The organism is Hymenobacter terricola, from assembly GCF_017921975.2.
In the GTDB taxonomy this organism is placed as follows: Bacteria; Bacteroidota; Bacteroidia; order Cytophagales; family Hymenobacteraceae; genus Hymenobacter; species Hymenobacter terricola.
This window is the reverse complement of sequence record NZ_JAGEMO020000155.1, coordinates 1-1,112: the sequence shown is the minus strand read 5'-3', so window position 1 is coordinate 1,112 and position 1,112 is coordinate 1. Positions and strand designations below refer to the sequence as shown.

Below are 1,112 nucleotides of genomic sequence, written 5' to 3'. Positions count from 1 at the left end.
TCCGTGACGGTGGACAAAAGCGTGGGCACGCCGTAGCCTTTCGCCGCTTTGGCGACCCCCACCACGTTGTTGATGACGGTCTGCGTGTCGTGGCTGCGCAGCGTGGCGAATTGAAACGGCTGGTGGTCAATCAACAGCAGCACGCAGTTTTCGGGCGTGAGCAGGGCGTTGAGTCCGGCTTTGGGGTTTTGCGGCACAGCAGCTTCCATGGTTGTGGGTTTAGTGGTGAAACATTGAAAAGGCGGGCACTGGTTATTGCTTAACGGGCAGGCCGCGCAAGAAACCACTTGGACGGCGTGGGCATTTTGTTTAATACTAGCTTCTGTAAAGGTGGCTGCCCCGGCAGGGGATTTGGAATGCACAATTGACGCTTTTGCTTACACAAACTGCTCACGCGGGCATCCCGTGCATTGTTGAAGCGTTGCAAAGTGAAAGCATCTCGACCAGGAGAATTGCTTCCAGTCTCCCTGGGCAACGGCACTTCCAAGTGAGCTTTACAGCAAAGCTGGCCTTCCCGTATGTCCCGACCTGCGTCATGTCGTTGCAGAGCCAAATTGTTCGACACGGCAACAGGAAGTCGCAAAGTATTAAGCCATACTGCCTCTGATGAGAGCACTGCTTAAAAGCTCACGCGGCTCCCATACTGAGATGGTCGGGTAACTCTGGACAGAGTGGGGTCTTATCTTTCGATTGTCATGAAAGACAGCCCCCAACCCGCCGCTACGCCGCCGCTACGCCGCCGCCTTCCGAGCGGAAGCTCTGCGGCCGACCCGCGAAAGCCGCTCCATTCTGGCCGCCGCCCGCGCCCTGAATATCGAACCCGAGCGGCTCTACGCCTGGCAGAAGGCGGCCCGCCGACCCGGCCGAGGCCGCCGAAGTGCGGACCCTGCGTGCCGCTGATAAACGGCTGGCGCAGAAATTGGAGATGTTAAAAAAAGCCATCGCCAAGTGCCTGCTCTAAGAGGGTCCTATGTTTGAGCCGCGGCTTAAACTTGGGTCTCGCTGCAACAGGAAGGAACAAGATGGATAAGAGGTGTTGGGCCAAACGAGCCCGTCTTACATGAGCATCCCCTTCCTGTTCTACGGCCACTTTGGACAGTTCCGCTAGGCCT

Annotated in this window: 2 pseudogenes; one reads left to right on the top strand and one right to left on the bottom strand. The window is 57.5% G+C overall.

From position 1 onward, the window contains the following. Nucleotides 1-209 (bottom strand): annotated as a pseudogene (locus J4G38_RS27825) (hypothetical protein); the annotation flags it as partial. A 526-nt stretch (nucleotides 210-735) separates the two neighbouring features. On the opposite strand from J4G38_RS27825, the pseudogene J4G38_RS29335 reads away from it, so the two are divergent. Then, a pseudogene (locus J4G38_RS29335) lies at nucleotides 736-900 on the top strand (transposase); the annotation flags it as partial. Between the last annotated feature and the right edge of the window lie 212 nt (nucleotides 901-1,112).